The sequence below is a fragment of the Collinsella acetigenes genome (assembly GCF_012844445.1).
In the GTDB taxonomy this organism is placed as follows: Bacteria; Actinomycetota; Coriobacteriia; order Coriobacteriales; family Coriobacteriaceae; genus Collinsella; species Collinsella acetigenes.
In genome coordinates, this window is the sequence record NZ_JABBCP010000004.1 from 155429 (window position 1) to 161428 (window position 6000).

Consider the following 6000-nt stretch of genomic DNA (forward strand, 5'->3'; position numbering starts at 1 on the left):
TGAGTAGTCTCAGGTGGCTTGCTTATGAGTTGGCGAACGGGCCTTCAGGATTCAGGGCAAACATGCTGGTAGAATAGGATTCTCAAATCAATGACAGGAGACCGAGCATGGCCGAACCCCACGATAGGAAGCCGATCCTCACGATCGAGCAGCAGATAGAGCACCTCAAGCAGAAGGGCGTAGCCTTCGAACTGTGTTCCGAGGAAGAGGCCGCGGACTACCTGCGCGACAAGTGCAACTTCTTCAAGCTCGCATCCTACCGCAAACTCTTCTCGAAATACGAGGGAGGCCCGCGCGACGGCCGCTACGTAGACCTCGACTTCGGCCAGCTGCGCCTGCTCGCGGCGCTCGACCAGGAGCTGCGCCACGCCCTGCTCGGCATGACGCTCGACATCGAGCATTTCCAGAAGGTGACACTGCTTCGCGAGATGGAGGACCGTGGAGAGGACGGCTACGCCATCGTGGCCGACTACATGGCATCGCTTACCACTGCAAACAGGGAGTACCGCCTGCGCGAGCTCAAGATGAGCGGCCGCAGCCCCTACAGCTCGAGCCTCTACGCGAAGTACTCCGGCGACATGCCTGCCTGGGCCTTCCTTGAGCTCACCTCGTTCGGCACCCTCATCGACTTCGTGCGCTTCTGCGCCAGGCGATGGGGCGACAGGCGCCTCGAGGCCTCCCACTACGACCTCAAGCGCGTGAAGTCCGTCCGCAACTGCGCCGCGCACGGCTCGTGCCTGATCAACTGCTTCGCCGAGAGGGGCGCCGCCCGGGGCTCGGCGTCCAGCGGCGTCTCCCGAAGGGTCGCCGCCGTGGGGATTCCCAAGGCGACCAGGAGGAAGTGGATGGGGAATACGGCCATGCAGGAGGTCGCGACCGTGCTCGTGGCGCACTCCGGCTTGGTACCCGAGGGCTCCTCGCGCTCGCGCGCCGCATCCGAGCTCGCCGAGATGTTCGCCAGGGCCGACGGCGAAACCGAGGCGCTGCCCGACAAGGGGCCCGACGCCGCAGCTCGCTCCGCGCTCGAGTTCCTTCGCAGGTTGACAGAATCGCTCGGGTTGGTAGAATAGCCTGCAGATAGCAAAACCTTCACGGTTTTAGGGGCGGACTTGCGCAAGCGACTCTGCCCTATTTTTATATTCACTCGCTATAGGAGACGGATGATACCTGGGTCAATGACAGAACTGAGAAGCCCGGAATAATGGAGCCAGTTAGAAACCCTCGGGTTTGCGGGGCGGGATCGTGAGAGCGATTCTGCCCTATTTTTTTCCTCCGTCTGCCCCAACCAAGTAGTTCGAAGATAGCCTGTAGGTGTCCTCGTGGGCGCCTTTTATTTTCAGGGAATCGGCCGCTTCATGAACGAGCGACCGGCTTGACCTAGACGAACCGCCTTCATCTCCGTCTAGGCGCCGGCAATCAACATCGTGAATCCGCGCGTGCTACAATGCGGGCACCAGAGATGAAAACACAGTCCCCGTCGGGTAGTCGTGGGCGTGCGGGAGTCCGCATCAGTAACCTGCCTCCTTGGTTGTCCCTTCTCTGCATGGTCATCTACATAAAGGAGGAACCAGCCATGCAGATCAGCGTGTCGTCCACCCTGACCGTATATCACGACGGCCAATTCTGGGTCGGGCTGGCGGAGCATGTCGAGGACGGCAGGTACGGCGTCGCCCGCATCGTCTTCGGCGCAGAACCGTCCGATGAGGAGATCCTGCGATTCGTTACAAGCAAATGGGCGAAGCTCGCGTTCTTCGGTGACGATCCGTCCGAGGCGAGCGAGCCCGCGAAGAACCCCAAGAGACGCGCCCGCGAGGCGGCGAAAGCCCTTAAACGGCCCGCGGTGAGCACCAAGGCGCAGCAGGCGCTCGCGAATCAGCGGGAGACGATGAAGCGGGAATCGGCTCAAGCAAGAAGCCAGCGTCGAGCGGATGAGGCGGAGGCGCGCTTCGAGCAGCGAAAACTGAAGCGCAAACAGAAGCATCGCGGTCATTGATACCACCATCAACCCATATATAGCAGCAGGCGTAGCTTCGATTGAAACTACGCCTGCCACCTGGTGCTATAACGTTATACAGAACGTATGTTCTATACCCACTCGATGACTAACCCAGTCCGAGCACTACCGATGCGTGTCGCGTCATACCGCCTAAGAGCTGATTCGTTCAGAAAAGGTTCAGGGGGATCGTCGAGTTTATTGCACCCTCGCGTTTTACAAAAGAGAGTACAAGGCCCTTTAGCTCGAATTATTGCATTTAGAACCCCGCCGCTCATCCATCCTAGCTTGCCCAAACAGCCCTCCCGCGATGTCCATGTTCCAACGGATGGGTACCATTTACCCGGGTGCACCTGGGGCAACGGGCCGGCAGGCCCGCGCAAGGTCGCTCGCATAACACACAACATCAAACACGACAGAAGAGGCGAACGACAGATGCCGGACCCCGGACGACAGCACCGCGGAAGAGAAGCATTCCAACCACAACCGAACGAACATCGCTCCTAGGCAGGCGCCCGCATGGGCGCCTTTTACTTTTCAGGGACTTAGCTGAGAGCTAAGCCACGCGGCTCATGGCCGTTTCGTGGAGGCCCGACCAGCTCGACCCACCTCGACCCGTCTCCGTTCCCGTCATGCGCGCGATGCGCCAGCAGGCGGTTCAATCGTCGCGCAGACGAAAAGGGACACTGTGCCGCGCGGTGTGCCCGCACGGTGCCGCACGGGAAGATTGGAGGAACCATGGCACGCACAGCCGAATGCGCCGCGCCCGAGAACAACCAGGGCCGCGACGAATGGATGACGGTGATCGAGATGCAGCAGTACATGAGGGCGAGCCGAAACAAGGCGTACGACCTCATCTGGTCGGGAGAGATCGACTCGTACAGGCTCGGCAGGAAGCTCCTGGTTTCGAGGGCGTCAGTGGACGCCTACATCGAGTCAAGGAGCGGCAGGAAATGACGGCGGCGACCGCCCCGGGAGCCGCCCGCGGCCGGGCACGCGAGGGAGCCTCGAGACGAAAGGAGCTCGAGGACGACCATGACCAAGAGCACTAGCAGGAGCCAGGTGAGGCTCATCGCATCGACAAACGCGATATTCGGCGCCGACGAGGCGTGCGCGATGCTGCGCATCAGCCGCGACGCCATGTACCGGCTCGCCAAGGACCGCGACGACCCGTTCCCGATCCGCTACATCGGCGGCAAGACGCGCGACGGCATCGTGCTGCACGACGAGCTCGTCGCATGGGTCGAGCGCAACAGCGTCGTCGGCTCGCCAAGAAGGGGCTAGCGCCATGGCGGCCGCAGGCCCGAGGGGGCGCGACGGCCCCTCCCCGCGCGAGTTCGCGACGGTACGGCACTTCATGATGGCGGACCTCGGCCTCTCAGGCCTTCCCCTGCTCGTCTACGCGCGCATCTTCGGCTTCTGCGACGCCGGGTGCGGCTACTTCGAGAGCAAGGGCGGCCTGGCCCGATTCCTCAACGTGCAGGAGCGCAGCGTCCACCGCGCCATCCGCAACCTGCTCGACCAGGGCCTCATCGAGGAGTGCGGCGTGCACGCCCCGGCGCGCGGGCATGCCACCAAGCGATACCGCATCGTGCGCGAGAGGCTGCCGCCCGGAGCGTTGGCAACCCCTGACGATTCGTCAGGGTTCCCGGCGCGAAAGGGTGACGAAATGACAGGGTTCGCCGCGAACAAGGATGACGAACCGTCAGGGCTCGCAGCCCGAACCCCTGACGAAATGACAGGGAAACCCCTGACGATATGCCACCCAATAAGCAAAAGGGACAACAAGGACTTCAGAAGATAAGGAAGGGGCGCCCGATGGACCGAGCGGGACTCATCACCCTGGAGCAGGCCCGGGCCGCCGGGCTCTCCTTCGACGAGCCGGAGCCGAGGGCGTGCCCGCACTGCGGCGCCGCCCTCGAACCGCTCGGCGCAGCGCTGGCGGGCAGGGTCGCCTGGGTCTCCAGCGCCCCCTGCCCGTGCGAGGGCGCAACCAGCGAGCGGGAGGCCGAGGCGCGAAGGCGCGCGGCCCTCGCCGCCAAGGAGGAGGCCGCCCGCCGGGAGAAGGCGCTCGCGCGCGCGGGCATCCCCAGGCGCTACTGGGCCGCCGAGGCCGACCGCCCCGAGTTCGCCGAGTACATCGCCTCGTTCGCCGGCAACGGAGGCGCCGGGCTCTACATACACGGGGGCGTCGGCGCCGGAAAGACGCACGCCGCCTCCGCCATGGCCAGGCTGTTCGCCGAGGCCGGCTACGACGTCGCCTTCACGACGGCCAAGGGCATGCTCGAGCGCGTGAAGGCCACGTTCGACGAGGGCGGCACCGAGGCGGCCGTCGCGCGGTACGCCAAGTGCGACGTCCTCGTGCTCGACGACCTCGGCAAGGAGGACGCGACGGAATGGTCCGTCGGCACCGTGTTCAGCGTGCTCGACGCGCGCTACGAGGACATGCGCCCGACCATCGTCACGTCGAACTACGCGCCGGGCGCGCTGGCGGACAGGCTCGCGAGGCGCGGCGAGCGCGTAACGGCAGAGGCGATCGCGAGCAGGATCTCCCAGACCTGCAGGCCCGTCTACCTGGGCGGAAGGGACAGGCGCCGGCTCGGCTAGCTTGTGCGCTTCCCGTGGAGGCGCGGACGGCTCGACCCAGCTCGACCCATCGCGGGCGGCCCCGGTCGCCGCCGCAATCGAAATCGCTATACACGTCTTGGGCGGCGCCGACGCGCCGGCACGCACGCCTGCTCCGACTCGCACCGTGCCCCCATCGCGAGGACGCCGCCCGCCAAACAACAAACGAAAGGCGGAGGGCCCATGGACGGCTTCGAGAGGATAACCGGCCGCGAGCACGACGGGCTCGTGGAGAAGTGCCAGGAGAACGGCTGGCTCAAGGTCGGCGGCTTCGACTGGCAGGACGACCCGTTCCTCGAGGAGTACCCCTACGAGTTCTCCCGCACGGACAGCGTCGACAGGCTCCGCGAGGCGCTCGGCTCGGGCAACTGGGCCATACGCCAGGGGTTCTGCTACCGCGACCTCGCGTTCATCCAGCAGGTGAACGGCGGCGACGAGTGGTGGACGCTCAAGCGCGACGGCGACGCGTGGACCGGCTTCGAGAGCTGGAGCTTCGGCGCCATCGCCCAGGAGCCCGAGCGGTTCGAGCGCGCCATGCGCGACATGTGCGAGGCGACGCCGGAGCAGTGCCGCAGCGGCGAGTGGGCCCATCTGCACGAGAAGGCTCCCGAGCCGCTGGCGCAGCGCGCCGCGTCCGCCCGCGAGGCGAGCCGCGCGCACGCCGGGCAGGAAGCCCGCGCCCCAATGGCGCGCGAGAGGGCCGTCGGGGCCGAATAGGGACGACCGGGGCGCGAAGGCGCCCTTTTTCATCTCGACTGGAAGGGAGGCGCGGGATGGCGAGCGACTACGGGGACGAGGCGGGCGGCAAGCTGCTCGACTGGATGCTGAGAATCGGCCAGGAGGCCGGCGCCGAGGCAATGGCGCGCAGCGCGAGGGAGCTCTCCGAGCGCCTCGCGGGAATCCGCGGGACCATCGCCGGCGGGCGCGCCGAGGCCATCGCGGCCGACGGCGCGCCGACCTACGCGAAGCTCAGCCTCGAGGAGCTCTCTGGGCTTCCCGAGTACGCGACGATCAAGGAGGTCGTCTCCGACAAGCTGCGCGCCGCGTCGGTCGAGCACCACATCATCCCCGGCGAGGGCCGCGACTGGCTGCTCTTCAAGGTGGAGGACGCCCCCGAGGTCGACGAGGCCTTCCGCCAGCTGGAGCAAGAGACGGGCAAGGCCGCCGATCGCGCAAGGGAGCGGCTCTCCGAGATAGCCGAAAGGCGCCAGGCGCCCGAGCGGCTGGCGGAGCGCGCCGAGCGGGCGCGCGAGGCGTCGAGGGCCCACAGCCAGGGCATCGGCCGGGACCGCGGCCCGCGCCAGATCGAGGGGCCCGAGAGATGAGGTGGCAGGCGGCGGCCGCGCTGGCCGCGGCGGCGTTCGCCGCGGGAGACTTCGCGG

At 66.2% G+C, this 6000-nt stretch carries 8 protein-coding genes; all 8 read left to right on the forward strand.

Going from position 1 to position 6000, the window contains the following annotated elements; translation table 11 throughout:
• The first annotated feature begins 107 nt into the window (after positions 1–107).
• The 8 genes from HF320_RS06555 to HF320_RS06590 all read left to right on the forward strand — a co-directional run bounded on the left by HF320_RS06555 (position 108) and on the right by HF320_RS06590 (position 5943).
• Positions 108–1070: an Abi family protein gene (locus HF320_RS06555; RefSeq protein ID WP_075844146.1), complete on the forward strand. Its 963-nt coding sequence runs from the start codon at positions 108–110 to the stop codon at positions 1068–1070.
• A 503-nt stretch (positions 1071–1573) separates the two neighbouring features.
• Complete coding sequence (locus HF320_RS06560; RefSeq protein WP_169277612.1) at positions 1574–1993, forward strand: YjdF family protein; 420 nt, start codon at positions 1574–1576, stop codon at positions 1991–1993.
• Positions 1994–2731: 738 nt separating this feature from the next.
• Positions 2732–2950, forward strand: a complete 219-nt coding sequence (locus HF320_RS06565) for a helix-turn-helix domain-containing protein (protein WP_073293326.1) — start codon at positions 2732–2734, stop codon at positions 2948–2950.
• Positions 2951–3028: 78 nt separating this feature from the next.
• Complete coding sequence (locus tag HF320_RS06570) at positions 3029–3277, forward strand: helix-turn-helix domain-containing protein (RefSeq protein ID WP_073293324.1); 249 nt, start codon at positions 3029–3031, stop codon at positions 3275–3277.
• Positions 3278–3281: 4 nt separating this feature from the next.
• Positions 3282–3797, forward strand: a complete 516-nt coding sequence (locus tag HF320_RS06575) for a hypothetical protein (protein ID WP_073293322.1) — start codon at positions 3282–3284, stop codon at positions 3795–3797.
• Between the two features lie 14 nt (positions 3798–3811).
• Positions 3812–4600 (forward strand): ATP-binding protein, encoded by a 789-nt coding sequence (locus HF320_RS06580; RefSeq protein WP_073293320.1) that lies wholly within the window; start codon positions 3812–3814, stop codon positions 4598–4600.
• A gap of 201 nt (positions 4601–4801) precedes the next feature.
• Positions 4802–5335: a hypothetical protein gene (locus HF320_RS06585; RefSeq protein WP_033500213.1), complete on the forward strand. Its 534-nt coding sequence runs from the start codon at positions 4802–4804 to the stop codon at positions 5333–5335.
• Positions 5336–5391: 56 nt separating this feature from the next.
• Complete coding sequence (locus tag HF320_RS06590) at positions 5392–5943, forward strand: hypothetical protein (protein WP_169277613.1); 552 nt, start codon at positions 5392–5394, stop codon at positions 5941–5943.
• Positions 5944–6000 lie beyond the last annotated feature (57 nt).